Genomic DNA, 464 nt, shown 5'->3' with positions numbered 1-464 from the left:
CTCTCCGACCATGAATTCGAGAATTTACTTGGTCGAGTAGGTCGGGTGGGAAAGAAAATGTACGGGACGATATATTACATCGATAGGGAAGATGAGGAATGGGGAGATGACAAAATCGGGAAAACGACGAGCAAGGAGGTCACTTCAGCTACCGGGAAGGCAATATCTGAAAATAGGGATGAACTCGTCAACCGAGTTGATGAAGATCGGATTGGTGATATTGAGGACGACGGACTCAGATATACGATAACACTTCTTCGAAACCGCTACGTGAAGGACGATCATAGTGTGTCTGAATACCTCTCCAGAAAGGGTGTATCGCAGGAAGATATCGATGAAATACATTCTCGGCTCAAACCCCTACTTTCTGACTTGGAAATTCCGAGAGAAATACTGAGAAAAAATCCTACTGTTGATCCTGTTCTACAGAATACATTGTATACGAACGTACGTAATCACCAAGA

General features: G+C 43.8%; 1 pseudogene. It reads left to right on the top strand.

Annotation, left to right across the window (positions count from 1 at the left end):
• Positions 1-45: 45 nt before the first annotated feature.
• A pseudogene (locus tag DVK07_RS22565) lies at positions 46-464 on the top strand (DEAD/DEAH box helicase); the annotation flags it as partial.

The organism is Halorubrum sp. Atlit-26R (assembly GCF_003666015.1).
GTDB lineage: Archaea > Halobacteriota > Halobacteria > Halobacteriales > Haloferacaceae > Halorubrum.
Note: the sequence above shows the minus strand (reverse complement) of the source record. Positions and strands in the feature narration are given on the sequence as shown.